Below are 24275 nucleotides of genomic sequence, written 5' to 3'. Positions count from 1 at the left end.
GAGGTTTCGCATGACCTCGTCAAACTGCGTTTTTAGCGCGGTAACAGCCGACTGCGTGAATGACGCGTCCGCTGTGATATTGTACGGGGATTTCAATAGTTTTTCTCCAGGCGTGTGATCACTATCTTGTATGATTTGGCGCCATTTTGTCAAGCAAGCAAAGACATGGCAGGAGTCGAAGGCTTATGCGTGGAACGATCACCCAATATGGCAAGTCGAATACAGCAAATCACGAATACCCCTCTTTCTCCCATCAGTTTTTCCGAACGACGTCTTCGCTTAAACCCCGAGACGGCGACCGAAGCGCCGGAGCCTTCCCAGGCCGCGAACGCCGCCCTTCAAGCCGGGATTACCGTCCTCCACGCCGCACACGAACGCGAGGCGATCTCGCTCCATGCATCGCTTGCCACGATCCAGCATCCTTCGCCCTATCTTGTCAGCACAACAGACGGGGATGTGCTCGCGCGCTGTCCCGCCACGGAGGACGGCGCGGCGGAAGCCGTTCAAAAAGCGATCGCGCGCAAGAAAGAAATGTTCGGCGGGCGTACACTGGATCTCTTTTCACTGTATGATTTCCGGCGGGACACCCACCTGGAATCCGTGCTTACCGGCGCTTTCCGGGCGCTGCGCGAGGCGCGAGAAGCCCAGGAAATCCAATGCATAGGCGTCACTTGCTACGGCGATTACGAAGCTCTGGCGTATGCTATTCAGAACGGCATGGTCGAACTCGACTTTGTAATCGTCCGTTATAATTATTTGGACCAGCAGGCCGGCAAAACATTGATCCCTCTTTGCCGAGAGCGCGGGATCGATGTGATCGCCGCACAAACATTCTCCTGGCGAGGCGACATTCCCTTCCCGCGTTTCCCTAATATCTGGCGCTACCGCAACATGACCAAGAATTTCTACGGTATGTCCGTGGCGCAGGCGCATCTTAAGTGGCTGACGGCAAGCGGCCAGTTCGACAGTATCCTTGTCTCCATGCAGGAGCCCGCTCAGGTGCTGGAAAATGTCGCCGCCGTCAAAATCGTGAAACTGCCGGTCGGACTGGAAGCCCTCTTCCAGAATATCGGCGGCGCGATCGAGGACACGTCCGATGGGTGGCTCGGGCTGCGAGACGATGAGATCTGGGAGTATCAGCTTGCCGCGAAGGCGGAAATGGAGCGGAGAACGAGGCGGTGAGCGATCCGATCATCCAGTGTGTCCCAAACTTCAGCGAAGGGCGCCGTCCTGAAGTGGTGCAGGCGATTGTCAACGCCGTCGCGAGCACGCCCGGCGTCCGCCTGGTGGATTGGAGCGCCGACACCGACCACAACCGTATGGTGGTGACGTTCGTCGGCCCGCCCGATCCTGTGGCGAAGGCCGCGAAACTGGCGGCGGCCGCCGCCGTTCGGCATATTTCTCTTACCGATCACCACGGCGTGCATCCTCGCTTAGGAGCGATCGACGTGCTGCCGCTTGTCCCGATCCGCGATATCACAATTTCGCAATGCTCCGAGCTTGCCGTGCGCCTTGGCGAAGACATCGCTCGGGAGCTTGACCTCCCCGTCTTCCTCTACGAGTTCGCATCCCGTCAGCATCGCACGCTTCCCGACGTACGGCGCGAGGCATTCTCGGAAATTAAACCAGACTTTGGACCAATGACGCCCCACCCCACCGCCGGCGCGGTCGTCGTGGGCGCCCGCGGCCCACTGATCGCCTACAACGTAAACCTCGGGGCATCCGATATTCGAATTGCGCGCCGAATCGCTCGCGAGCTGCGCGCGGACGGAGCTGGCGGTTTTCAGGGCGTCCGCGCCCTGGGGCTCGCGTTAGAGTCTCGCGCTTTGACACAGGTCTCAATCAACATCACGCGCCCAGAAGAAACGTCGCTTTACACTTTGTTCTCTTACATTGCAAAGCGCGCGGACGAACTCGGGACGAAGGCCGTTGAGAGCGAAGTGATCGGAGCTCTGCCAGGGTTTTCCGCATTTGGCCTGATCCGCGACGCCATTGCGGCGACAGGAATCAAGCCCGGACAAGTGTTGTGGGAGAATTGGCCTTAGAGAGTGGCCCCTCCGCCCCAATTCTGGGGGACTAGGAGTTCGCCCCTCCGCCCCAATTCTGGGGGACCCGATTTTGGAAAATGCCATTGTCCAAAATCGGGTCCCCCAGAATTGGGGCGGAGGGGCCAAACATCCATACAAATCGGTAAGGGCGGGCCGAACCATCGGCGCGAAGCCACGTTCGGCGCACTACCCCTGGACATCCCTCTCCTCCGGGAGAGGAACCGAGGGTGAGGGCTTTGTGCGCAGCAGCCGGCGGATGATGGGGGCGTTAGCTTCCGGAAAGTCGTAATCCGGCAGTTCGGCGAGCGTTACCCAGGCGATCTGACTGTTGCCAAGCGGGCGCGCGGCGTCGGACAGTGCGCGGCTCAGGAACGGATAGAGGGTTACGGTGCGGCCGGGGTAGTCGTGGACGATCGCGGGCCACTCTTCTAAAATGTCGATTTCCAATCCCACTTCTTCGAGGGTTTCGCGGCGAACGGCCTGCCGCAGCGTTTCACCGGGATGGCACTTGCCGCCGGGGAACTCCCAAAAGTGGGCCAGATGGACATCGGCCTTACGCTGGGCAATCAGAATACGCCCGTCCTTCGGATGCTTGATCACAGCAATTGCAATATTCAACGTGGTCTTACCTCTCAGAAGTCTAAGCTGCCCTGAACGAGAGACAGCTTCAGCTTCGTCACCAGCCGCACCTGCGGCGTCGCCATGGCGATCCCCGAAAAATCTTCCAGCTTCTTCCACTCCCCACTACCCGACGCAGGCTTCGCGCCTGCAATCTGGGCGTGATAGCCGTGGAGCGTGATCCGGCGGTTACCGACCACGTGCTTCAAATTGCCGAACAGCTCGGCTTTGGGGATGGTCAGCGCGGCCGCCTCGAACGCGGCGCGCGCGGCGCACTGCTCCAGTGTCTCATCCGGACGGCGACGCGCACGCGGCAGCTCCCACAGGCCGCCCCAGAGCGGATCGTCCGCCGGGCGCTGCACCACCAGGAAATCGCCGCGATGATTCTGAAGGGCGATCGAGACATCCTCGTCGTCCTTCCATTTGCGCGTCTTATCGATCTCCGGATACCGTTCCTGGTCTCCGGTCAGATTCGCCGCGCAGAGGGCGCTTAGCGGGCAGTTCGCGCACTTTGGAGCGACAGGGGTACAGACAAGTGCGCCTAGCTCCATCATCGCCTGATTGAAGTCCGAAGCGTGTCCCTCGGGAATGACGGCGCGCGCCAAATCCCAGAGCACCGACTGCGTATGGGCAGACTTTTTGGGATCTCCCGTGACTTCATAAACGCGCGACAGAACACGGATCACGTTGGTGTCTAAGATCGGCTCTTCGCGGTTGTAGGCGATGGAAAGAATAGCGCCCGCCGTGTAGCGGCCGATGCCGGGCAGCGCTAAAATCTCTTTGGGGCCTTCAGGCAGCACGCCGCCATGGCGCTCCGTGACGATCTGGGCCGTGCGGTGCAAATTCCGGGCGCGGGCGTAGTAGCCAAGGCCCGCCCAGAGGCGCAGCACATCGTCCACCGGCGCTTCCGCAAGACTGCTCAGCGTGGGGAACCGCTCCATCCAGCGTTCGTAAAACGGGATGACGGCGGCCACAGTCGTCTGCTGAAGCATGATTTCGGAGATCCACACGCCATAGGAGCCAGCCAGCGTGCGTCGCCAGGGAAGATCGCGTTTGTGAGATTGATACCAGCTCAGAAGGCGCTCGCCGAGCGCAATTTTCTTTGCAAGTTCGGGAGTGATCGGAGGGGCTAAAGGTACAACAGCCATAAGATAATTATATCCCAAAACGTAGGCGATCACGCAAAAAAAGACCATGCGGGCCATTCAGCCCACACGGTCTTTGACGACGATAAGAAACGAACCCAGGATCAGCCGAAGCGGCCCGAGACATAAGCCTCGGTTTCTTCGTCCGACGGGTTGGTGAAGATCGTGCTCGTGTCGTCGAACTCGCGCAGCTCTCCGCGCAGAAAGAAGCCGGTCTGCTGGGAGACGCGGGCCGCCTGCTGCATGTTGTGCGTGACGATGACGATCGTGTAGTGGCCGCGCAGGTCTTCCATCAACTGCTCGATGCGGAAGGTGCTGTTCGGGTCCAGGGCCGAGCACGGCTCGTCCATCAGGATGACATCCGGCTCGACGGCCAGAACGCGGGCGATACACAGACGCTGCTGCTGTCCGCCGGAAAGCGCGAAGGCGGATTTGTGCAGCTTGTCCTTGACTTCGTCCCACAGGGCCGCGCCGCGCAGGGTGCGCTCAACAACTTCGTCAAGAAGCTTGCGGTTTCGTATGCCGTGGATGCGCGGGCCGTAGCAGATGTTGTCGAAGATCGTCATCGGGAACGGATTGGGCTTCTGAAAGACCATGCCGACAGTCTTGCGCAGGCCGACGACATCACGACTGCGGTCGTAAATATCCGCCCCGTCCAGCGTGATCGAGCCCGTGAGGCGGGTGCCGTCGATCAGGTCGTTCATGCGGTTCAGGGTGCGTAGGAAGGTGGACTTGCCGCATCCCGAAGGACCGATCAAGGCCGTGACCTGATGTTCTGGCACGACAATATTGATTTTTTTCAGAGCGTGAAAATCGCCGTAGTAGAAGTCTACGTCCTTGGCGACGATTTTGGACTTTGCGTCCGGTCGGTTTGCCGTGGCGGCGGCCGCAGCGTTGACCACGGGGCGCGACAGCGCCGGCGGGGTCTGCTTGTCTTGCGATGCGATGTTTGTCATGGTTACTTTTCTTCCAAAACCTTACCGCGCGTCGCCGCGCGGGCGGCGATGCTCAGTACGAGGATCAGCGTTATCAATACCACGGCTCCTGCCCAGGCCATCCGCTGCTGTTCCGGATCGACCGCCGTTGCGTAGTTGTAGATGCGAAGCGGAAGCGCATCGATCGGAGCGGTCAGTGTGGGAACCTTGATCCCATAGACTTTGTGCGTCACAAAGAACTCGTTGCCGAGGATCGTAAATAGCAGCGGCGCCGTTTCTCCTGCGATACGCGCCAGCGCCAGCATAATGCCCGTGATGACGCCGCCACGCGCGCTCGGAAGCACGACGCTCCACATGGTGCGCCAGCGAGTGGCGCCCAGACCCAGCGACGCTTCCCGCATGGAAAACGGCACCAGCTTTAAGATTTCCTCCGTGGTGCGCATAATCGTCGGGATCATCATGATCCCCAGTGCAAAGCCTCCCGCGAACGCCGAGTACCCGGTTCCAGGATGCAGCTTCGCAATCGGGGCGACCCAAACGGCGTAAACGAAGATGCCGATGACGATGGAGGGGATCCCGTTCAGGACGTCCGTGAAGAAACGGACGGCCGATGCGAACTTACCCTTCGCCTCCAGCTGATAGATGCCGCCGAGTATCCCCAGCGGCAGGCCGATCACCGACGCCAGGCCCAACAGGACGAGTGTACCATAAATCGACTGCGACATTCCGCCCGCTTTTTCGTCCACGTGGTTCGGGAGCTGCGTGAAGAAATTGACGTTGATCGAGGAAAAGCCCTTGGAGATCAGGAAAAACAGCACCAGTCCCAGCACTGTGACGGCGGCGACGGACGCCAGCATGCACAGCGTCAGCATGATGCGGTTGGCGATCTTGCGCTGCGTGACGTTGCTGCGATGAGGTTTGACTGTTGTTGTATTATTTACCACCAGCCACATCCTTTGCCGTGTAGAAGACCAGGAGACGCGCCGCCATATTGACGACGATCGTCACGAAGAAGAGCACAAGGCCGATCTCCGCAAGGGCCGAAGTGTTGATGCCTTGCGCGGCTTCGGTGAACTTGTTCGCCAGGGCGCTCGCCATTGTGTAGCCCGGCTGGAACAGCGAGAATGAGATGCCAGTCGGCGTTCCCGGTGACTGATTTCCGATCAGCATCGTGACCGCCATCGTCTCGCCAAGCGCCCGTCCAAGACCGAGCATGACCGCGCCGACGATGCCCGATTTCGCATATGGAAAGACGACCTGACTGATCGTTTCCCACTGCGTGGCGCCCAGCGCATAAGAGCCTTCACGCTGGGAACGAGGGATCGCCTTCAGGATGTCGCGTGTCACGGCCGTGATGAACGGGATGACCATGATCGACAGGATAAGCCCCGCCGCCAGCATGCTCGGTCCGTACGGATTACCCGAAAAGAAGACATCGAAGATCCAGAGAGCGAACTTGTTGTGCGGATGGGCGTGCGAGATCGGGTTCATGACGTGGGTTTTCAGCCACGGCAGCATTACGAAGATTCCCCACAGACCATAGACGACGCTGGGAATGGCCGCGAGGAGCTCGATCAAAAACGTCATGGGAGTGCGCAGCCACTTCGGCGCAAGCTCCGAAAGGAAAACAGCGGACCCGATGCTGATCGGCACGGCGATTAGCAGGGCGAGGAAAGACGAATAGAGAGTGCCGAAGATATACGGGAGGATCCCGTAAATATCCTTCGTTTCATCCCAATTCGACTGCGTGATGTAGCTCCATCCAAACTTATGGATCGAAGCCCCGCTGGCCTGGGAAAGCTGAACCGCGAGCCAGACGATGATTCCGAAGATGCTGAGAGACGCCAAAAAGGTGATCGCGGCATAGATACGATCACCATAGAGAATCGAGAAGGACGCCTTGGGAAAGACGAGCTTCTTTGGGGACGCCGGCGAAGCGGCGGGCGCGTTGATTGGTGTTGTTGTCATATCCACCGTGTTGTCGGATCGTTTCCCATCCGATAAGGAGGCGCGGGATGCGCCAAAATGTCCGCAAGCGCAGTAATTTCGCGCTTGCGGACAATATTGAGACTACTTGAGCGTTGCAACCGCCGCCAGGGCGCGCTTCTGAACACTCGCCGGCAGCTTGGCGTAGAGCAGGTCGTCCGCCTGACTCTGCCCGTCGGTCAGCGCCCACTCCAGGAACTTCTTCAGTTCCGGCTTGGAGTCGCGGTAAACCAGCAGGAAGGTGAACCCGGTGATCGGGTAGCCCTGCGCGGCCTTGGTATTGGTAATGACCGTGCGGAAGTCCGACGCGAGCGTGGCGCCTTCCGCAGCCGCCGTGGTGGAAGCAACGGACGGGTAGATGAAATTACCCTTGGAGTTGCGAACCGCCGCGTACGGGATCACGTTCTGAACAGCGTAAGCCAGCTCGATGTATCCGATACCGCCTTCGGTCTGCTTGATCAGAGCGGCAACGCCCGGGTTACCCTTGCCGCCAAGGCCCTTGGTCCACTTGACGGACTTGCCGGCGCCGACCTGGTCTTTCCAGTCGCCGCTCACCTGAGACAGGAACGTGGTGAAGATATTCGTGGTGCCGGAGCCGTCCGAGCGGTGGAACGGGGCGATCGAAGTGCTCGGGAACTTGGTTCCTGGGCTCAGCTTGGTGATGCGAGGATCGTCCCATTTGCTGATCTTGCCCAGGAAGATGTCGGCAATGACATCCTGGGTCAGGTGAATGCCAGGTCCGATGCCGGGAATGTTGTAAGCAACAACGACGGCGCCGGCGACAGTCGGAATATGGATGATTCCCGGAGCATTCTTGAGCTCCGTATCGTTCATTGGGGCGTCGGACGCGCCGAAGTCCACGGATTTCGCGGTGATGGCCTTGATGCCGCCGCCGGAGCCGATCGCCTGATAGTTGATCTCGTCGCCGGTTTTGGCCTTGTACTGCTGGAACCACTTCTGGTAAAGCGGAGCGGGGAACGTCGCGCCCGCGCCGGTCAGGGTCTGAGCCTGCGCGCCGACGGACAGAAGGCTCGTCAGAGCCAGCGCCGTCACCGCGATTTTGTTCAGTTTCGTGAAGAACATGAAGAGAGAACTCCTAAATTTCGAAGGCTTCCGAAGGACCGCTCATTTGCGGCCCTCCGGGTGATCGCCCTATCTTAATCTCTATGTAAAGTTAGAACTTGACTTGAAGTTCGCCGACGAACAGGCCGACCTTGTCGGGATCGACGGCGCCGGGGGCATGCGCAACCTTCTCAGGGTGCGTGTACCACAGGCGAAGGCGGGTCGCTTTGTCCAGGTTGTACAGAGCGCCGAAACCAAGGTTCTTGTCGGTGTACGAGCTGTCGCTGCCGGTTCCGCTCTTGGCGCGGTTGAACTCATCGTAGCTCGCCGCGAGTGTCAGCGTGTGCAAACCGGCCGGGCTGAAGTTGTAGCCGCCCAGGACGTAGTAGCCCTGAACCTTGTTGCCGGGAGCGAACGCGTTCGACGTCAGCGCCAGGCTGCTCTGGTTGGCGCCGTTGAAGAATGTGCGCTGCTCGAACTTGCCTTCCACGTATTCGCCGTTCAGGAAGATATTGGCGGTCGGGGCGAACTGCACGTCCGCGCCCGTCAATTCTTTCTTGCGCGACGTGTACGCCGTGCCGGTATTGGTGAAGTCCGGAACGTGGCCGTTATAGTAGGAAGCGCCCACGCCCAGCTTCTTGTCGCCGGTCTGATACGCCAATCGGTAGACCTGATCTAAGCTGCGATCGGTATCGTTGCTGGTCAATCCGGTTCCGTTGATCAGAGCCGCCGTGTACTTGATCGGCCCGGCGTTGCCGGCGATCTGCACGCCGCGATCGTAGTCCTGGCTGGCGAACAGTCCCTGGCCGCCTTCATTGAAGGCCAGCGGCCGTTCCGTCTGGATGGTGGAAGCGGACGACAGGGGCAGGATGTACCCGAACGGATTGGCGAACATACCAGCGCTCACGCTCAGGTTCGTCGCGGGGTTGCCGTCGCCGAAGGTGTAGGTGAAGTTGCCTTCACGCACCGAGACCGGGGAGCTTCCCGTGTTGGAGACGCCGGAAGCATCGAACTGGATCGCGTACTTGGTGTTCGGTGTGAGCTGGCCCGTGAACTTGAGGCGCGAGCGGCGCACAGCGAACGAAGCGCCATTGGAGCCGGAAAGGTAGTCGCCATTGTAGGCGCTGCTGCCCGGGGCCTTGCCGCGCGGGAACAGGAGGTTGTTCGCGCCGGACTGGCTGGCGCCGTCGGCTGCGAAGTAACGCGCCTGAATATAGCCGCTGATCTGGAATTTGCGCTTGGAGCCGACGCCGTACGAATTGTTCGCGGTGTCCTGCGCCTTATTCGCGAGTTCCTTGGTGTCCAGAACGTCCTGGCGAAGGTCTTCGACGTTGCCGCGCAGCGCGGTAATGTCTTCCTGCGCCTTGGTGACGTCGGCCTGGATCGCGGTCAGTTCGGTCTTGAAGCTATCCACCAAGACTTGGATCTTGTTCAGATCGTCCTGTGTGACGGTGGTGGTCGGCGCGTCGCCGGCCTTCATATCGGCAATCGTCTGCAAAAGACGATCGACAACGCTGGCGAACTCGTAGCGAGTCAGCGCGCGGTTGCCTAAAAATTGGCCGTTGGGATAACCCTTAACTAGGCCCTTGTCCGCCAGGTTCTGCACCGCTGCATATGCCCAGTGGTTCTGCGGAACGTCCGGAAATGTGGCTCCCTGCGCCTGTGCGGCGGGGGCGGCCACAACAGCGCCGATTGCCAGCGCGCCCAGCGCGACTGCGGTGTTCCAGTGCTTCACTCAAATCCTCCTCGATGTCGGTGATCCGTCATATCGCCATGCGGGCTTGAAAATTTTCAGCATGGCATGCGCGTCGCGGATCGACAATAATGACAATCGGGAGTTTACTGCGCGAATGTTAAGAGAATATTAAGAAGCGTCTTATCTGCCAAGAATTCTGCGACAAAGATTCCGGACGTGATGCTCATTACATCTAATTTTTAACCCAGACTTGCTGCCTGCTGGGTATAGTCTGTTGGTGGAAGCAATCGTGCAAAGGAGAAGGCAATGAACCTATTTCAAGTACAAGGCAAACGTGGGGGCGGAGTGGTGCTAATCGCAGCGCTTGCAATGACAGCGCCGCCGGCGACTGCCGCGACGGTGACCATGAACGGTCAAGTCGTCTCTACCGATGTCCGAAACCTTGGGGGCGGTCAGTATGTTCGGCTGAGCGATGTGGCGAAGGCGCTGGGCATGGTGGTCGTGAAGCGCCCCGGGGGTTACGATCTTCAGAAGCCGGGCGGCGCCAATCAAGTCGGCTCAACCACGGGCAAAGTGGGCGACCTTCTCTTCAACGGTCAATGGCGTTTCCGAGTGCAGAGCGTCCAGACGCCGGATTCCTACCGGGTAAAGACACCGGGATTGTCTGGACAGTTTCGCGGGATCGACAACATCAAAAATGACGAGACCGCCGGCGTTGTTACGGCCGTGCCGGGTTACAAGCTAGTGGTAATCGAATGCCGAATGGCGAATGGCCAGAAAACCCCGCAGACATTCTGGCTCGCCAAAAACGGCGTAAAAAACGCCCTTACGGACACGAAGGGCGAGTCTTATGAGCCGTTCGGTTATGATTTGGTAGGCGGGCAGGCGCAAAGCAAGTCGCTGCTGCCCGGCGCGGGAACGATATTCCCGATCCTCTTCAGCGTCCCGGAAGACACACAACTCAAAGATCTGATCTTCACGCTGCGAAACAACGACTTTAACGACACTGCGAAAGTCACCGATGTGCGCGTATCGCTGTAAACGCAAGACGGCATGAAAAAGGCGTCCAAATGATTGGACGCCCCTTCCTGATTCCCTCCCACAGCTAAAGCAGTGGTCTAATCAGGGGCAAGCCAGCTGAAGCAGGCTCCGGAATTTAGGAATGGCCATCGCCATAATCCGGCAGTCGGCTTGAGCCGCCTTCCCCCTGACTAGATCATTGCTTTAGCTGTGGAGAATAGGGCCACCGATTTAACTACGCCGTCGGCTGCACATAGATCGGATTGCTGAAGATCCACGGTTTGACGCCGGCGCAAAACTCTCCAAATCGATACTTATAGCTATAGACTTCGACACGGTACGAGCCGGGCTGCGCCGCCGAGTGGACGAGCGTTCCTGAAAGAATCGTTCGCACCAATTTGCCGTCCCGGAAAAGACGGATGATACTTCGGTTGTGCGGCGCCCGGCAGATCAGAACTTTGTCTTCTCCCGCCTCGATCTCATCGCCCATCAGGGCTGACGACACAGGCGCATCCAAGCTTTCCAAGGCGTAGTAACGAAATCCCGAAGCGTCGCCGTAGTTGTCGTACGACATATAGCAGCGGCCGCGCCGGATGGCGTCGTGTACGAGCGCCTTGGATTTCGCGGCGTCATCTTTGGCGCTCATCGGCGACTCTGTGATCACATGCGTGCGCAGCGTGCGGAAGATCTCGGCGTAGGTGGGGAACGGGTAGGTCTTGCCGGCGAACTTCATGACTGCGTGGGCGTCCAGCGAGGCGATGCCGACCACGGGCTGATACCGCCGCTCGCCGCTTTTAGGCTGGATTTGCGAATCCCAGCACGCGATTTCCCGGTCCGGCCTTGCCGATACCAGATGAAACGCCTTGTCCCGTTCGGGGCCGTTGTAGCGCCGCCAGATCATGGCTAGACCCGGCAGGTTGATCTTGGTGCGCGCGATGGCGCTGAGATTGAAGACTTCCAGACCTGTCCCTGGAATGCGCTTGTCGAAGTCACGCCAGTGATCTTTCAAGTCGCAGGGAAGCGCGATGAGGCTAATTCCCCCCTGCCCCATGATCTCTCGCTGGGTCTGAGGCGCTTCCAGGGTCACGGGCAAAAAGGACGGCGGGACATCAAGAGCCAGCAGATGCCCGGTATCGGTCGTCACTTCCGTGCCGACCAGCACGAGGGTCTTGCCACGCCAGCCGTCGTCGCCATTCGTAATGGCGTCGAGGTTGGAGTGATCGCAGAGGAGCACGAAGTCCAGGCCTGCTTCGTTGGCCGCCGCCGCGACATCTTCGACCGTACCGGCGCCGTCACTGTAAGTCGAATGGACGTGCATGGCGCCGGCGTAGTCGTAGAGCGGCGCGTCCCGTCGCTGTTTGACTTTCTTGATCGCCGCCGCCTGTTCGTCGGTCGGATTCTCGGAAAATTGAAGCCGCTCAATTCCTGTCGCGAAGAGGCCTTCGCAGGAAAGGATCGAAAGGTAAAGTCGCACGCGCGACCACTTAATCAAAAGGATACGTCTCCCGTACTTGGATTGCCGCCGAGACGACGGTTATTATTGTAGCACGAACCGGCGATTGCGACAATAAAGGGTCTTTTGATAATTGAGCGCTATAATGAAAACTATTCTTGGTTTGGAACGGCGGCGCCGTCGGGGAAGGATGAACTATGCAGGAATTTGAGGATTTGAAAAAGCGTCTGGGCGAAGTGAGCGCCCTGGCTTCGGCGGCGGGGATTTTGGAGTGGGACCATCAGACGCACATGCCTGCGGGCGGCGCGGCGAACCGAGCCGTGCAGCTGGAAGTGCTCTCGAAAATCACCCATGAGATGTCCGTTTCATCGGAGACGGAGCGGCTGCTGAAGGCGGCGGAAAAATCCGTGGAGAGCTTGGACCCGGATTCCGATGAGGCGGCGTTCGTGCGGATCGCCCGTCGAGACTTCGATCATTCGGCGAAACTTCCGACGGTATTAGTCTCGGAAATCGCCCGTGTCTCGGCGCTGGCGCATGAAAGCTGGGCGGAGGCGCGCGCGGAAAGCAACTATTCGAAGTTCGCGCCCTGGCTGGAAAAGATCGTGGACCTGGAGCGACAGGTGGCGGACCATCTTGGCCATACGGGCGAGCGCTATGACGCGCTGCTGGACCAGTATGAGCCGGGCATGAAAGCCGCCGATGTGCGCGCGATGTTCGACGCCATCAAGCCGACTTCGGTTGCGCTGGTCAAGGCCATTGTGGAGCGCGGACCGAACGCAGTGGACGATTCCGTCATCAAGCGCGATTTCGACGAAGCAAAACAGCTGGCCTTTGGCGAGGCCGTGATCAAGGAGATCGGCTTCGACTTCGAGCGCGGACGCCAGGATCGCGCCGTGCACCCGTTCTGCTCGTCGTTCACGAGCGGTGATGTGCGCATCACCACCCGCTTCGACCGGAATTTCCTTTCGATGGCGCTCTTCGGAACGATCCATGAGACGGGCCACGCGCTTTACGAACAGGGAATAGCGCCGCGCTACGACGGCAATACACTCGGCGGTGGGACGTCATTGGGCGTCCACGAGAGCCAGTCGCGCCTCTGGGAAAACCTCGTCGGCCGCAGCCGCGCCTTCTGGACACACTTCTATCCCAGCCTGCAAAGCACATTTCCCGAATCCCTCGGCGATGTCGCCCCCGAGCGATTTTATCGAGCCGTGAACAAAGTGGAGCCATCGCTGATCCGCGTCGAGGCCGACGAAGTCACGTACAACCTGCACATCATGCTCCGGTTTGAAATGGAGAACGATCTTCTGGAAGGACGACTTGAGGTCAAGGACGCCCCCGCCGCCTGGAACGCGAAGATGCGGGAATATTTTGGGCTGACGCCTCCAGACGACGCGCAGGGCATTCTGCAAGACGTCCACTGGTCCATGGCGAGCTTTGGCTACTTCCCCACCTACTCGCTTGGCAACATTATCTCCGCTCAGCTCTTCGCGCAGGCGAATACGGACCTCGGCGGCGTGTCCGCCCAGATCGAGCGCGGCGAGTTCGCGCCGCTGCTCGGCTGGCTGCGCGAGAACATCCATCAGTGGGGCCGCAAATACACGGCGGGCGAACTCCTTCAGCGCATCACGGGCAAGTCTCTAGACACGGATCCATACTTGACGTATCTGAAAACGAAGTACGGGGATATTTACGGGCTGTAAAAAACGAACAAAAGTTTGATCTCTCTGTAAAGTCCACCTTGTAATTCTATGCCCAGCGTGCTATAATAGCGGGATTGTTGAACCGAGCCGTTTCAGGTTCTGTTCCTCTCTGCCCTACCCCGTGGCGAACGGGTGGGACCAAAATACAAGTCCAAAGAGAGGGGGCATACCCATGCCATCCATCGCCGTTAAGCGAAAATACGAAGCCATTTACATCCTTGATTCCGGCAGCACCGAAGAGCAGATCGCCGCGATCACCGGCAAGTACAAGCAGATTGTCGAGACCGCCGGCGGAACCGTCGAGAATATCGACATCTGGGAAAACCGCAAGCTCGCCTACGAGATCAAGGGACGCACCGATGGACGCTACGTCGTCATGAACTTCACCAGCGAAGCCAATGCTGAGAAGGAACTGCGCCGTATCTTCCAGATCAGCGAAGATCAAATTCGCTACATGATCGTCAAGCCGGAAGAGATCGACGAACCCGGCGCCGCCCGCCAGCCGCGCGGCGAGTCCGCCGCCAGCGCACCCGCGCCGGTCGCCGCTCCCGCTCCGGTCGCCCCCGCTGCTCCGGTTGCTGAAGCCGCTCCCGTTGTGGAAGCTGCTCCGGTCGTCGAAGCCGAAGCGGTCGCCGCTCCGGTCGCTGAGACCGCCCCGGCTGCGGAAACCACGGAAGAAGCCGCTGCTGCGGCCTAACCCGTTCATCGCCCTGTACGAGTAATTGACCCTGTGTAATGTGAACCGACAAAGGAGCTACGAGAGATGGACTTGAATCGCGTCATATTGATCGGCCGGCTGGCCAGCGACCCAGAGCTGAAGTATACGCCCAGCGGCATCGCCGTCACCCAGTTTCGACTGGCTGTGAACCGGCCGATGTCGTCGGAGGCCAGACAGAACGGGCAGGAAAAGCAAGCAGACTTCATTTCCATTGTCGCCTGGCGGCAATCCGCAGAATACGCGGCGAATTATTTGGGAAAGGGACGGCTTGTCGCGGTGGAAGGACGACTCCAGGTGCGTGAATACGTCACCCAGGACGGCCAGAAGCGGCGCGACACCGAAGTAGTCGTGGACAACCTCAAGTCTCTAGATCGGCCGAAGGAAGGCGCGGAAAGCACCGGTCCGCGTTACGCCGATGAAGGCGCGCCGGACTCTTACGCCGCAGCAGCGCCAAGGCCGCAAGCCGCCGCCGCGCCTCCCGCGCGCCGGCCGGCAGCAGCTGCCCCTAGCGCCGCCCCCGCGCCGCGCTACCAGCCGCCGGCTGAGGAAGATGAGTTCGACGATCCTTTCGCGGACAACTAAATCGTTCTCAAGAGAAAAACCCCTTCGCTTTCGCGAAGGGGTTTATTTTTTGCCGTATGTTTCATCGTTAGCCGATTGCGGATATACTCAGACGAGTGTGTCATCCGTCCGCAGTAGGCTGCGCAGTTTATCGCGCAGCGGCTGAGGAGCGCACAGCTTGGTGAGCTTCGCGCGCACTGAGACGATTAAGTTTTGCTCGAACGTGAACCGGCTGAAGCAGGGCTTGCAGATTTCGAGATGCCTCATCACGACGACGCGCTCTTCGTCGGTAAGCTGATGGTCCAGATACTCGTTGAGGCGCTTGATCGCTTCCTCACACGAATAAATATCGATTCCGACGCACGCGCCGGATTTTTTCACTTGCTCATCCACGGGTTTCTTCTCCGTTGAGGTACGACCACAGGGCCTTCTGCAGCAGCTTGCGTCCGCGCGACAAGCGCGATCGGACGGTCCCTACCGGAATATCCAGCGCATCCGCAATCTCTTGATACGACATCTCTTCCAACGTCGCGAGCGCAACTGTCTCGCGGAACTCAATGGGCAGCGCGTCAATCGCACGCTGGATGACCTCAATGTCAAGCTTCTCCAGAACCGCCTTCTGCGGGTTCTCGATCTCCGGGCGGTCCCCAGAGGCCAGATCGTCCGTCAGACGGTTGTAGAGATAGAAATCTTCCAGGCCGTCATAGGAGATGGTCTCCCCCTGCCTGGCTTTTTTACGGTACTCATTTAAAAATACCGTGTTCATGATACGGAACAGCCACGCCTTCGCATTAGTTCCCAGCTGATACTGATGAAAAAAGCGAAATGCGCGCAGGTACGTATCCTGCAGCAGATCCTCGGCGTCGTTGGCGTTGCCGGTCAGGCGCATCGCATTGCGATACAATGCGTCCAAGTGCGGGTTCATCTCCTGTTCGAAGAGGTCCGCATTGGCCGGCGCGATCGTCGCCACATCGTTGTCCAGGGTTGCCTGTGTTGTCACATCGGACATAACCGTCATCCATTCCTGCGTCGCCCGGCCGCCCGGGAACTAACCGGCGGCGACCGTCAAGCGCGCAAAGCGGTTCTTTCCCACCTTCAAAACTTGGCCCGTTTTCACAGCGACCAATTGCCCCGGATCGGAGAACTTCTCCCCAGAGACGCTCACCCCACCCTGCTGCACGACACGTTTCGCCTCACCGGACGAGGGAACCAGTCCAGAGAGCGTCACAAGAGCCGCAATCCGTATAGCGCCGTTCTCATCAAGCTTGTCCGCACTGAGGATGACCTCTGGCGCGTCATCAGGTACGGCATCTTTCGTCACGTGAACGCCATTCCACTCAGCTTCGGCGGCCAGAGCCGCTTCAGAACCATGGTAAAGCGCGATGATCTCGCGAGCGAGGCGCTTTTTGGCGAGATTGGGATGTGTCGCCTCATTGTCCGTGAGAACTTTGACTTCGTCCATCGGAACATCGGTGCACAGCTCGTAATATGTCAGCATCATCTCATCGGTGATAGACATGATCTTGCCGAACATTTCAAACGGCGGCTCGTCGATGCCGATGGCGTTGCCCTTGGACTTGGACATCTTGTCCACGCCATCAAGGCCGACCAGCAGGGGCATGAACAGCGCGATCTGCGGTTCAATGCCATGCTCGCGCTGAAGATCGCGGCCCATCATGATATTGAAACGCTGCTCGGTGCCGCCGATTTCGATATCACTCTTCAGATAGACCGAGTCGTAGCCCTGGCAGATCGGATACAGCATCTCATGCGTGTGGATCGGCAGGCCGGAACGGAAGCGCTTGTCGAAATCATCGCGCTCCAGAATGCGCGCCACGGTCGTTTTGGCGAGCAGGGTCACTATCTCATAGAGACCGAGCTTCCCTAGCCACTCGCTGTTGAAGACGACGCGCGTCTTCGCCGGATCTAGTATTTTATGGTACTGATCGGCATAAGTCTTAGCGTTCGCGGCGACTTCTTCCTGCGTCAGCTGCTTGCGTGTTTCGGACTTTCCGGTGGGGTCGCCGATCGTCGCAGTGAAATCTCCGATGATCACCGTAACTTCGTGGCCCATGTCCTGAAACTGGCGCAGCTTTCGGAGAACGACCGCGTTTCCGATGTGTATGTCCGGGGCCGTCGGGTCCAGTCCCAATTTGACTTGCAGAGGGCGATTTTCGCTGATGGAGCGTTTCAATTTCGCCTTCAGCTCGGCAAGCGGGAGAACTTCGGTGGCGCCGCGTGAGATCCGTTCGATCTGCTGGTCAATATCAAGCGTCATGGCAGTAAGTCTAGCACATGCGCGGAAAAGAAGTCAATTCGAGGAAGCGGACGAGCAGGCGTTCCCACGTCAGCGAGGCCGCGAAAGGATCTGGCATCCGAAAAAGAGGGATTTGGCGCGTGTGGGCTTTGCCCCACGCACAACGGCGTCGAGCGCCTGCGCGGCCCAGGCCGTTTGAGGATCGTCGCAGAATCGGGCGGCGTTATAAGCGCCCACATAAGACATATGACCGGAGCGATCTACGATCGCCGCAGCGGGCGCCGCCCAGACGCCGAAGGAACGTGCAATCCGGCCATCGGGATCGGCCGCCGCCTCTCCGCCGCCGCGCCCACGCCAGGCCGCGATTAAGTCTTCCGAGCTGTCCAGGCCAGCATCGCCTTCGACGATGGTGACGAACCGAACCCCCTGCGCTTCGTATTGTTTTTGTAGCTGGGAGACATGCGCTTCCATGTAACGGGAACAAGGGCAATGCGCGTTCCAGAAGTTCAGGACCGTGACGCCCCCGGGGGAGTTCAAATCCACGATCCCCTTGGTCGTTGTCAGAAACGTGATGGGCGGCTTTGGTCTTAGGTCCGGCTGGGCGACCGCCGCGCCGCGGGGGCGCGCGACGGGACGCAAATACTGAGCCTCTAAGCTCCAAAAGGCGCCGCCAGTTCCCACAGCCCAGGCGCCGATCACGCCGCCGATAAGCCAGGAACGCCGAGTTTTGATCGCGAGTGAGTTCATCAAGCCGCTTTCAAGCGCGCATTCGGCTGGGCGCTTTCCTCTTCCTCATCGACCTGGAACTGGCGCAGCGAAGCGCTCGTCTCGACGGCGGCCTCGGAAACGAGTCGCGCGATGGAAGAAACATGGCCGAGCGTGTGCAGCTGCTCGCCGACGATCAGCCCGACATGCTGAGCCGCGTCGCTTGCTTCTCCGCCGATCCGGGCGATCTCCCGGATCGTTGCGCTGGTTCCTTCGACCTGCCCCACCATGCGCGCGGCCGCTTCGTTGTGGGCGGCGAACTGACGGTGAAGCTGATCGATGCTGGCTGAGAGGCCCTTGCCGCCAATATCGATCCGCTCCGTCGCGCTCTTGTTGCGCAAAGCCAGCTCCCGGATCCGCGAGGCCAGCTCCGAAGTCGTCTCGCCCGCTTCCACGACTTCCACGGCCATCGCAAGGACGCGGTCGAAGTCGCTGTCATGCCCGGCATTTCTTGAGGTGACAATCAGAACATCGGCGATCTCACGCGTCATATTGCCGACAAGTTCATCGATCTGCCGGGCGGCCTGCGCCGATTGGTCCGCCAGTTTGCGCACTTCCTCGGCGACCACGGCGAAACCGCGTCCATGTTCGCCAGCGCGGGCCGCTTCAATTGCGGCGTTCAGGGCGAGGAGGTTTGTTTGTGAGGAGATATGACCGATCGTTTCCGCGAATTGACCGATCCCGACGGAGCCTGCTCCAAGCTGGTCCAGTTTCTCCGCGACCTTCTCAACCGCCGCCTTGGTCAGATCGGCGCTGGCGCGCACCACGGCGACCGCACGATCCGCCGACACCTGGGCCGCCTGCGCCGCCGTCACTTCCTCGGCCGTCGCCTCATTCACCGAAGCCGCCTGGGCGCAAAGATCGAGCACCGATTGCATCATCGCCTGCGTTTGCTCTGTCTGAATTGCGGCTTCCGACGAGATATCTCCCGCCATCGCGGCGGCTTCCAGGATTTCGCGACAGGCTTCTTCCGCCAAACGCGCCTGATTTCGCGCGCCGTCGGCGACACCCTGCACGGACTGCTGGATGGCTTCTCCGCCAGTCCTCACGCCCGCCGCCGCCCCTACAGTCTCCGCGGCGCGCGCCACCATTAAGTCCACATCTCGCCGTGTGGCGCGCACTGTGTCCGACACACGCTCCAGCATGGTGTTCACGGACTGCCGCACGCCCGCCAGCGGGCCGTCGACAGCGCCCGTCAGACGCACGGTCAGGTTGTTCTGCGCCAGCCGCCCGTCCCCAAGCGTTCGCGCGATATCGCCAAGCTGTTCGGCCACGCGCCATTCCCGCCGCATATCGACGGCCAGCACGACCAGCACGCTCGTCTCAAAAACGACGAACGACGCATGGATCGCCGTTCTCAGAATAATTCCGATGCTTTCACCGCTGTAAACATAAATCGGCAGCCCCACCGTTTGGCAGATTGCGAAGGCGACATGGTGGATGGCGACTGCGCCCGCCGCCGCGACAATCGGCCGCCAGTCACGATACGCGAGCAAAAATGCGAGCGCGCTGAAGATGTGAAAATGCATCTCCGACAATCCGTGCGTTTGCTGGATAAACAGCGCCGAGTAGATCATAAGAGCAACGCCAATGCAGCATCGCGTGACGACTGCGCCAGGGCAAACGCGAGAGAGGAAAAACGGAACCAGGACGGCGGGCAGCCCGATCATCAGCGCCGCCGCCATCGTGTGATACCACCCGCTCAGAAAAAGAGCGACGACGAAGTGACCCCACAAGAGGTTGATGAGCAAGCGGTCCATTCGCTGCTCTGCCTCCACGATTTGGAACGTCTTCTGCTGGGGAGTGTGTGTCGACGCCATATTTATCCTTCTATTCTCTGCGCTAATCAAAAATTGAGAGCGCGTTTATAGACTGCTCTGAAGGGATTATCGGCATAATGGCTCGTTTGCTTGAATCGCAGTGCTTAATGGAAACTTAATCCGCGCTTAATGTTCACTTAACAACCGGGCGGCATAATAGGGTCGTGGCTTAAGGTTGTTATGACCTTCCATTGCTCATCCCCAACTTTACGCCGCGATCGAAAGATCGCGGCGCTTTTTTTGTTTTTCGCCAAAATCAGGTAAACTGCCCCTACCCCTCATCCGCGCAAAGATCGCATAACCATGGAAACCGAAAACGCAATTTTAGAAGGCGCCATCTCTGTCGCAGCAGCGCTTCGCTCAGGCAGCCGCCCTATTCACTTCATCGCCATCCGTGAAGGCAAAAACGATCCCAACATTCGGCGTCTGGAGCAGGACGCCCAGCGGATCGGCATTCCCTTCAAACGCACGACCGAAGAGGCGCTGGACGCCTATGTCACCGGCAAGACACATGGCGGCGTCATCGCCAGCGTGGGCGAACGCCGATTTGCGCCTCTAGAGGATTTGATTTCGAGTGGTGACAAACGTGGGTGGTGTGTGATGATTGACGGCGTGGAAGACCCGTTCAACTTCGCCGCATCGATCCGTTCGCTATATGCGGCGGGCGCGAGCGGTCTGGTGGTTCGTCCGAGAAACTGGATGAGCGCGGCGGGCATCGTCGCCCGCGCCTCGGCAGGCGCTTCGGAGCTGATTCCAACGGCGATTGCTGAAACCGCCGAAGACGCCGCCAATGCATTCAAAGCCGCCGGTTACTTAATCGCCTGCGCCGGTGACGGCCCCGGCTCACGGCCTCTCTACGAAAACGACTTGACCCGGCCCTTGTTTCTGCTCATCGGCGGAGAAAAGCGCGGCGTGACGCGCTCATTCCAAGACCGCGCCGATATGCAATTAGAAATCCCCTACGCTCGCGCCACCGCCCATTCCCTGGGCACGGCGGCCGCAGCGGCGATCTTTGCGTTTGAGATATTACGGCAGCGGGGTTATCAGACAACGGCGCGTACTACCCACCCCGGCCCTTCGGGCCACCCCTCCCGCAGCGGGAAGGGCAAGACGCCACCCGCTCCACACAGGGGGAGCAGACCATAGATTAGTGTCGTGACGAAGTTTTGGTTTTGCTACGCAATCGTATTTGAGTTCTTACACCCCTTGGGGCCAGGGGGCGTCCCTTCCCGTCGCGGGAGGGGTGGCCGAAGGCCGGGGTGGGTAGAACCCGGAACGGCGACCGAACTCTTCACAGCCGCACTCTTTGCCCCGTCCGCGCCGACTCCATCGCCCCAAACACCATTCCCAGACTCTTGATGTTGTCGTGGCACTCGCCCATCGGCGTCTCGCCGGTGCGCAGCGCGTGCAAAAAATTCCGCAGCGAGCCGGCAATACCTCCGGCGTAGTTCTGATCGACCTCAGATTGGAGTGACTCCGTCTTGGAGAAGAAGCCGGCGGCTTCCACGACGATGTCCGCGCTGGGAGCGTGCTCGCCGTCCCAGATCGCCGTTCCGTGCGGGCCGACTGCGCGCCATTCGCCTTCCCAGCTTGTTGCGGCGCCCTCGCTGCACCAGCTGCCGCGATAGGTGTAGCGAAGGCCGCCGGTCATTTCAAAGATCGCGGTGGCGCAGGCGTCACCTTTGTACCAGCTCCATCCAGGGTTGAATTCTTCACAGTACACGGCGACAGGATCGGCGCCGCTCAGATAGCGGGCGGCGTCAAACGTATGGATCGCCATATCCAGTACTAAGGGGCTAGGCATTTCGTCGCGAAATCCGCCGAAGTGCGCGCCGATGTAGAAGTCGGAGTTCAAAACACCCAGCTCGCCGCCGGCTTGTTCGACGATAAGCTGACGAAAGGCGTGGAGACGGGCGTCATAGCGACGGCTCTGGCTGACCATATAGAGCTTGCCGCTTGCTTCGGACGCTGCGACCATCTCGCGCGCCTGCTCCATGGACGCCGCCATCGGCTTTTCTCCTAAAACGGGAACGCCCGCCGCGAGCGCCGTCAGAGTAACATCGCGGTGCGCCTCGGGGATTGTCACGTCCACGATGAAGTCCGGTTTTACTTCTGAGATGGCTTTGACGAGATCGTCGCCGGTGAAAGCTGACGTTAAGCGCAATTGCTCCGCAGCTTCCGCCGCAGCAGACGCGTTGATATCCACCCATCCCGCCAGCTCCACATCGCCATGTTCGACTAAATTCCGGCCCCAGGCGCGCCCCATGCCGCCCGCGCCGACCAACAACGCCTTCATCGCCAAATGTTTGTCTCCTTGAGTTGAGTTGTGCAGATTAGAGACCTATCGACAGTGCCGCGCCCCATACCAGGGCCGAAACCTCAAAACGATATCGCCCACGAATTCCATCTTTGTCTTGCCGCTGGGCGCCGTGACGAACGCCCCTACGGCCCCCTCGTCCACCGAAAGCAGCCAATCGTGGTCGATACAATAGAATGCTGTCGCATCGGTCTCCACGGGTTCGGGGGGAGTGGCAGGTTCTTCGGAGCGACACAGCATTCCTCCGAGGGTTTCCGGAAGGACGCCTTTGAGAAGGATCAAATCGCCGTCCAGGGCGCCGATGACGCCGACGCGAATCGTCTGGGTAACGACATCCCAGCCGTCGTATTTTGACAGGACGAAAAGGCGCACGTTGGCGTCCTTGAGCGACAGGTCGGCGTCGGCGCGGCGCACCTTGACGGAGCCCTGGAAGATAGATGCGCCATTGTAGTCGAGCCGGAACTTCTCTTTTTTGGAGTCAGTCAAGAGCTGGACCGGCCCGTTCGGCGCTTCGTTGATAGCAGTCGGAATGGTCATAATTGAGAGTTAAGACGCCGGTTTTGCCGCCGGCGACGCATCGTAAACGTCGATTGTCCAGTCATCGAAGGAAGCTGTCGTGTCGCCCTGGGACCAGAGCGCAACTTTGCCGCCTTTGTATCCCTCGTCCTGTGCGGCGAGCCGCTTGTTCATGTCGATCCAGCCGCGCACCTGGCCGTCCCGGACGGACACGCGCAATGTATGCCACTGGTTCTGCGCAATCGCAAGGGAGGGCGCGGGGGCAGGCGCCGGCTTTCCGGGCTGCGGCGCCGTCGGAGTGGGCTCGCCCGAAAGGATCGTTTTTTGCAGCGTCGTGTGAACGTCTCCATTGATTAAAATTAAGGCGAGATCGTTGTGCGCCTGATCGTAGCGAAGCACGGAGTAATGGGTCGGGTCCAGAACGCCGAAGGCCACGCCGACGGCCGGGCTGCTCTTGCCGCTGACGATCTTGAAGCGGACGCGCACATCCACATCGCGGCCCGACGTTCCCTGTGCGGCGAGAAGGGCGAACTTGCCCGGTTTGGCTCCGATGGAGGAGACCTGGACGGCGCCGCCGTTCGGCGACTGGCTGTCCGCGACGACACGCCACTTGGAGACCGTCCCGGCGCCGACCGGGTTGACGGCGGACATGGGCGCCGTTCCTTCGAAGTTCAGAACGCGCGTGGCGCTGGGAACGGAGCCCCAGACATCGGCGCGATCGACGCCCCAGGGGTCGGCTGAGTTTCCGCCGGGCTTGGGCGCGAAGGTCGCCAGATAGTCCACGATATGCGCGGCCTCCGTGGGCGAAATCGAGTCGCTGGCTTTGTATTTGGTCAGCATCCGATTGACCGTCCGCTGCCATTCCCCGCGCGTCATCGCCTTTTCCTCGGGCTTGGGCAGATTGTGGCAGGCAGAACACTTCTCGGCGTAAAGCGACTTCCACTGTGTCGCGCCCTGAGCGCCACCGGCGGCTTCGGGCGCTTTTTCGGCGGCCGGCAGAGGACGCGTGGTCAGGGCCGCAGAGATCAAAACAACTGGGGCGGCGATGGAGACAAAAGCGGCGAGGGAGCGGGACTTCATAGGGTTCTCCTGCTGTGAATAAGGGATCCTGTCAAGCGAGCGGATCAACCTTAAGACGCAGCGGACAGCCGGAAGGTTCGCCGCCACGCACAGCGATCTTAAATTACCGAACGGCCGCCGCATTTCCTGCATTTGGACGTGCGATTTTATTCACAAGCGAGCGCGTTTTGTCGCTCATGTCCCACAGCTAAAGCAGTGGTCTAATCAAGGGGAAGGCGGCTCAAGCCGACTGGCGGATTATGACAAACGCCATTCCTGACTCCGCAGCCTGCTTCAGCTGTCTTACCCCTGATTAGACCATTGCTTTTGCTGTGGGACATGAGCGACAGACGTTTCTCAAGCCTGCTGAGCCACCCACAATTTCACATCAAGGAAACACATGGTTCCGCCCAGAGACATGTTTGACTTCGGTTTGTAAAACTGGTAGAATATGGTGCTCTCGGCCCGGCGCACGCCCCGGCGCGCCGCGTGAGCGGCGCGCGCCCCGGCCGCAACAAATTTTCAGCGAGGAAGGTTCACCCTAGATGGCAGACGATAAGGAATTTACTGAGGGTCTTGAGGACGTAGTCGCGGGG

At 59.7% G+C, this 24275-nt stretch carries 23 protein-coding genes; 7 read left to right on the top strand and 16 right to left on the bottom strand.

Going from position 1 to position 24275, the window contains the following annotated elements:
• The first annotated feature begins 207 nt into the window (after nucleotides 1–207).
• Both ABIZ35_RS17895 and ftcD read left to right on the top strand, forming a co-directional pair.
• Entirely contained in the window at nucleotides 208–1182 is a 975-nt protein-coding gene (locus ABIZ35_RS17895; protein WP_348221278.1) for an aldo/keto reductase, read from the top strand.
• The gene (ftcD, locus tag ABIZ35_RS17890; protein WP_348221277.1) at nucleotides 1179–2045 is read left to right on the top strand and encodes a glutamate formimidoyltransferase; all 867 of its coding nucleotides are present in this window, start codon (nucleotides 1179–1181) and stop codon (nucleotides 2043–2045) included. The genes ABIZ35_RS17895 and ftcD overlap by 4 nt, the downstream gene beginning before the upstream one ends.
• A gap of 189 nt (nucleotides 2046–2234) precedes the next feature.
• Here ftcD and ABIZ35_RS17885 read toward each other — a convergent pair whose 3' ends face one another.
• The 7 genes from ABIZ35_RS17885 to ABIZ35_RS17855 all read right to left on the bottom strand — a co-directional run bounded on the left by ABIZ35_RS17885 (nucleotide 2235) and on the right by ABIZ35_RS17855 (nucleotide 9529).
• Nucleotides 2235–2666 carry a (deoxy)nucleoside triphosphate pyrophosphohydrolase gene (locus ABIZ35_RS17885; protein ID WP_348221276.1) on the bottom strand — a complete coding sequence of 144 codons (432 nt, stop codon included), beginning with the start codon at nucleotides 2664–2666 and terminating at the stop codon, nucleotides 2235–2237.
• A gap of 14 nt (nucleotides 2667–2680) precedes the next feature.
• Complete coding sequence (gene mutY / locus ABIZ35_RS17880) at nucleotides 2681–3814, bottom strand: A/G-specific adenine glycosylase (protein WP_348221275.1); 1134 nt, start codon at nucleotides 3812–3814, stop codon at nucleotides 2681–2683.
• 101 nt (nucleotides 3815–3915) lie between these two features.
• Complete coding sequence (gene pstB / locus ABIZ35_RS17875; RefSeq protein WP_348221274.1) at nucleotides 3916–4767, bottom strand: phosphate ABC transporter ATP-binding protein PstB; 852 nt, start codon at nucleotides 4765–4767, stop codon at nucleotides 3916–3918.
• Between the two features lie 2 nt (nucleotides 4768–4769).
• Nucleotides 4770–5690 carry a phosphate ABC transporter permease PstA gene (gene pstA, locus ABIZ35_RS17870; RefSeq protein ID WP_348221273.1) on the bottom strand — a complete coding sequence of 307 codons (921 nt, stop codon included), beginning with the start codon at nucleotides 5688–5690 and terminating at the stop codon, nucleotides 4770–4772.
• The gene (pstC, locus tag ABIZ35_RS17865) at nucleotides 5680–6714 is read right to left on the bottom strand and encodes a phosphate ABC transporter permease subunit PstC (RefSeq protein ID WP_348221272.1); all 1035 of its coding nucleotides are present in this window, start codon (nucleotides 6712–6714) and stop codon (nucleotides 5680–5682) included. Before pstC ends, pstA begins: the two co-directional genes overlap by 11 nt.
• 102 nt (nucleotides 6715–6816) lie before the next feature.
• Nucleotides 6817–7815: a phosphate ABC transporter substrate-binding protein PstS gene (gene pstS / locus ABIZ35_RS17860; RefSeq protein ID WP_348221271.1), complete on the bottom strand. Its 999-nt coding sequence runs from the start codon at nucleotides 7813–7815 to the stop codon at nucleotides 6817–6819.
• Between the two features lie 91 nt (nucleotides 7816–7906).
• The gene (locus tag ABIZ35_RS17855; protein ID WP_348221270.1) at nucleotides 7907–9529 is read right to left on the bottom strand and encodes a porin; all 1623 of its coding nucleotides are present in this window, start codon (nucleotides 9527–9529) and stop codon (nucleotides 7907–7909) included.
• 267 nt (nucleotides 9530–9796) lie between these two features.
• On the opposite strand from ABIZ35_RS17855, the gene ABIZ35_RS17850 reads away from it, so the two are divergent.
• Entirely contained in the window at nucleotides 9797–10531 is a 735-nt protein-coding gene (locus ABIZ35_RS17850) for a hypothetical protein (RefSeq protein ID WP_348221269.1), read from the top strand.
• A gap of 214 nt (nucleotides 10532–10745) precedes the next feature.
• Here the strand turns inward: ABIZ35_RS17850 and ABIZ35_RS17845 are convergent, their stop codons facing one another.
• Nucleotides 10746–12002, bottom strand: coding sequence for a PHP domain-containing protein (locus ABIZ35_RS17845; RefSeq protein WP_348221268.1), 1257 nt, complete (start codon nucleotides 12000–12002; stop codon nucleotides 10746–10748).
• Between the two features lie 158 nt (nucleotides 12003–12160).
• Here ABIZ35_RS17845 and ABIZ35_RS17840 point away from each other — a divergent pair, with 158 nt between their 5' ends.
• The 3 genes from ABIZ35_RS17840 to ABIZ35_RS17830 all read left to right on the top strand — a co-directional run bounded on the left by ABIZ35_RS17840 (nucleotide 12161) and on the right by ABIZ35_RS17830 (nucleotide 14966).
• Complete coding sequence (locus ABIZ35_RS17840; protein WP_348221267.1) at nucleotides 12161–13666, top strand: carboxypeptidase M32; 1506 nt, start codon at nucleotides 12161–12163, stop codon at nucleotides 13664–13666.
• Nucleotides 13667–13838: 172 nt separating this feature from the next.
• The gene (gene rpsF / locus ABIZ35_RS17835; RefSeq protein ID WP_348221266.1) at nucleotides 13839–14363 is read left to right on the top strand and encodes a 30S ribosomal protein S6; all 525 of its coding nucleotides are present in this window, start codon (nucleotides 13839–13841) and stop codon (nucleotides 14361–14363) included.
• A gap of 66 nt (nucleotides 14364–14429) precedes the next feature.
• Complete coding sequence (locus ABIZ35_RS17830) at nucleotides 14430–14966, top strand: single-stranded DNA-binding protein (RefSeq protein WP_348221265.1); 537 nt, start codon at nucleotides 14430–14432, stop codon at nucleotides 14964–14966.
• An 87-nt stretch (nucleotides 14967–15053) separates the two neighbouring features.
• Here ABIZ35_RS17830 and ABIZ35_RS17825 read toward each other — a convergent pair whose 3' ends face one another.
• The 5 genes from ABIZ35_RS17825 to ABIZ35_RS17805 all read right to left on the bottom strand — a co-directional run bounded on the left by ABIZ35_RS17825 (nucleotide 15054) and on the right by ABIZ35_RS17805 (nucleotide 19787).
• A complete protein-coding gene (locus tag ABIZ35_RS17825) occupies nucleotides 15054–15338 on the bottom strand; it encodes a zf-HC2 domain-containing protein (RefSeq protein ID WP_348221264.1) in 285 nt (94 codons plus the stop codon).
• On the bottom strand, nucleotides 15331–15954 hold the full coding sequence (locus ABIZ35_RS17820) for a sigma-70 family RNA polymerase sigma factor (protein ID WP_348221263.1): 624 nt from the start codon (nucleotides 15952–15954) through the stop codon (nucleotides 15331–15333). The genes ABIZ35_RS17825 and ABIZ35_RS17820 overlap by 8 nt, the downstream gene beginning before the upstream one ends.
• A gap of 39 nt (nucleotides 15955–15993) precedes the next feature.
• Nucleotides 15994–17223, bottom strand: coding sequence for a tyrosine--tRNA ligase (tyrS, locus tag ABIZ35_RS17815; RefSeq protein WP_348221262.1), 1230 nt, complete (start codon nucleotides 17221–17223; stop codon nucleotides 15994–15996).
• A 69-nt stretch (nucleotides 17224–17292) separates the two neighbouring features.
• Nucleotides 17293–17949, bottom strand: a complete 657-nt coding sequence (locus ABIZ35_RS17810; protein WP_348221261.1) for a redoxin family protein — start codon at nucleotides 17947–17949, stop codon at nucleotides 17293–17295.
• Nucleotides 17949–19787 carry a methyl-accepting chemotaxis protein gene (locus ABIZ35_RS17805; protein WP_348221260.1) on the bottom strand — a complete coding sequence of 613 codons (1839 nt, stop codon included), beginning with the start codon at nucleotides 19785–19787 and terminating at the stop codon, nucleotides 17949–17951. The genes ABIZ35_RS17810 and ABIZ35_RS17805 overlap by 1 nt, the downstream gene beginning before the upstream one ends.
• A 303-nt stretch (nucleotides 19788–20090) precedes the next feature.
• Between ABIZ35_RS17805 and ABIZ35_RS17800 the strand changes: the two genes are divergently transcribed.
• Nucleotides 20091–20933 carry an RNA methyltransferase gene (locus ABIZ35_RS17800; protein WP_348221259.1) on the top strand — a complete coding sequence of 281 codons (843 nt, stop codon included), beginning with the start codon at nucleotides 20091–20093 and terminating at the stop codon, nucleotides 20931–20933.
• A gap of 145 nt (nucleotides 20934–21078) precedes the next feature.
• On the opposite strand, the gene ABIZ35_RS17795 is transcribed toward ABIZ35_RS17800, so the two are convergent.
• Genes ABIZ35_RS17795 through ABIZ35_RS17785 form a run of 3 tightly spaced genes read right to left on the bottom strand, consistent with a single transcriptional unit; the run spans nucleotide 21079 to nucleotide 23700 of the window.
• Entirely contained in the window at nucleotides 21079–22083 is a 1005-nt protein-coding gene (locus tag ABIZ35_RS17795) for a Gfo/Idh/MocA family oxidoreductase (protein WP_348221258.1), read from the bottom strand.
• 45 nt (nucleotides 22084–22128) lie between these two features.
• On the bottom strand, nucleotides 22129–22641 hold the full coding sequence (locus tag ABIZ35_RS17790) for a hypothetical protein (protein WP_348221257.1): 513 nt from the start codon (nucleotides 22639–22641) through the stop codon (nucleotides 22129–22131).
• 9 nt (nucleotides 22642–22650) lie between these two features.
• Nucleotides 22651–23700 (bottom strand): hypothetical protein, encoded by a 1050-nt coding sequence (locus ABIZ35_RS17785; protein WP_348221256.1) that lies wholly within the window; start codon nucleotides 23698–23700, stop codon nucleotides 22651–22653.
• Nucleotides 23701–24275: the final 575 nt, after the last annotated feature.

It is taken from the genome of Capsulimonas sp., assembly GCF_039929585.1.
Taxonomy (GTDB): Bacteria; Armatimonadota; Armatimonadia; order Armatimonadales; family Capsulimonadaceae; genus Capsulimonas.
The sequence above is the reverse complement of the archived record's forward strand: the minus strand, read 5'-3'. Positions and strand labels throughout refer to the sequence as shown.

What these genes read in the sequence shown, in the direction of transcription:
- ABIZ35_RS17805 (WP_348221260.1), bottom strand. Translation starts at nt 19,787, where the DNA reads ATGGCGTCGACACACACTCCCCAGCAGAAGACGTTCCAAATCGTGGAG.
- pstS (WP_348221271.1), bottom strand. Translation starts at nt 7,815, where the DNA reads ATGTTCTTCACGAAACTGAACAAAATCGCGGTGACGGCGCTGGCTCTG.
- ABIZ35_RS17795 (WP_348221258.1), bottom strand. Translation starts at nt 22,083, where the DNA reads ATGAAGGCGTTGTTGGTCGGCGCGGGCGGCATGGGGCGCGCCTGGGGC.
- tyrS (WP_348221262.1), bottom strand. Translation starts at nt 17,223, where the DNA reads ATGACGCTTGATATTGACCAGCAGATCGAACGGATCTCACGCGGCGCC.
- ABIZ35_RS17840 (WP_348221267.1), top strand. Translation starts at nt 12,161, where the DNA reads ATGCAGGAATTTGAGGATTTGAAAAAGCGTCTGGGCGAAGTGAGCGCC.
- ABIZ35_RS17850 (WP_348221269.1), top strand. Translation starts at nt 9,797, where the DNA reads ATGAACCTATTTCAAGTACAAGGCAAACGTGGGGGCGGAGTGGTGCTA.
- ABIZ35_RS17895 (WP_348221278.1), top strand. Translation starts at nt 208, where the DNA reads ATGGCAAGTCGAATACAGCAAATCACGAATACCCCTCTTTCTCCCATC.
- ABIZ35_RS17790 (WP_348221257.1), bottom strand. Translation starts at nt 22,641, where the DNA reads ATGACCATTCCGACTGCTATCAACGAAGCGCCGAACGGGCCGGTCCAG.
- ABIZ35_RS17830 (WP_348221265.1), top strand. Translation starts at nt 14,430, where the DNA reads ATGGACTTGAATCGCGTCATATTGATCGGCCGGCTGGCCAGCGACCCA.
- pstB (WP_348221274.1), bottom strand. Translation starts at nt 4,767, where the DNA reads ATGACAAACATCGCATCGCAAGACAAGCAGACCCCGCCGGCGCTGTCG.
- ABIZ35_RS17785 (WP_348221256.1), bottom strand. Translation starts at nt 23,700, where the DNA reads ATGAAGTCCCGCTCCCTCGCCGCTTTTGTCTCCATCGCCGCCCCAGTT.
- ABIZ35_RS17800 (WP_348221259.1), top strand. Translation starts at nt 20,091, where the DNA reads ATGGAAACCGAAAACGCAATTTTAGAAGGCGCCATCTCTGTCGCAGCA.
- ABIZ35_RS17820 (WP_348221263.1), bottom strand. Translation starts at nt 15,954, where the DNA reads ATGTCCGATGTGACAACACAGGCAACCCTGGACAACGATGTGGCGACG.
- rpsF (WP_348221266.1), top strand. Translation starts at nt 13,839, where the DNA reads ATGCCATCCATCGCCGTTAAGCGAAAATACGAAGCCATTTACATCCTT.
- pstC (WP_348221272.1), bottom strand. Translation starts at nt 6,714, where the DNA reads ATGACAACAACACCAATCAACGCGCCCGCCGCTTCGCCGGCGTCCCCA.
- mutY (WP_348221275.1), bottom strand. Translation starts at nt 3,814, where the DNA reads ATGGCTGTTGTACCTTTAGCCCCTCCGATCACTCCCGAACTTGCAAAG.
- ABIZ35_RS17810 (WP_348221261.1), bottom strand. Translation starts at nt 17,949, where the DNA reads ATGAACTCACTCGCGATCAAAACTCGGCGTTCCTGGCTTATCGGCGGC.